The following is a 437-nucleotide window of genomic DNA, read 5'->3' as shown; positions in this document are numbered from 1 at the left end:
GCGGCGCGGATCTCCTGGCTCACGAAGTCATAGGCCCGCAGGTTGAGGGCCAGGCCGATGATGCCGATGCTGCTGGTCCACAGACCCATCACCGGCACGAACAGCATGAAGAAGTGCAGCCAGCGCTTGTTGGAGAAGGCGATCCCGAAGATCTGGCTCCAGAAGCGGTTGGCGGTGACCATCGAATAGGTCTCCTCTTCCTGGGTGGGCTCGAACGCCTTGAAGGTGTTGGCCTGGTCGCTGTCCTCGAACAGGGTGTTCTCCACCGTCGCGCCATGGATGGCGCAGAGCAGGGCACCGCCGAGGATGCCGGCCACGCCCATCATGTGGAACGGGTTCAGGGTCCAGTTGTGGAAGCCCTGCAGGAACAGCAGGAAGCGGAAGATCGCTGCCACACCGAAGGAGGGCGCGAAGAACCAGCTGCTCTGACCCAGCGG

Annotated in this window: 1 protein-coding gene; it reads right to left on the bottom strand. The window is 63.2% G+C overall.

Features of this window, described 5'->3' with window-relative positions; genetic code table 11:
* Positions 1–437 (bottom strand): photosynthetic reaction center family protein (locus tag KUG43_RS11340; protein WP_502988606.1); only part of this gene is annotated, 437 nt, incomplete at both ends.

The organism is Synechococcus sp. CCY 0621 (assembly GCF_019038465.1).
Taxonomy (GTDB): domain Bacteria; phylum Cyanobacteriota; class Cyanobacteriia; order PCC-6307; family Cyanobiaceae; genus Cyanobium.
Note: the sequence above shows the minus strand (reverse complement) of the source record. Positions and strands in the feature narration are given on the sequence as shown.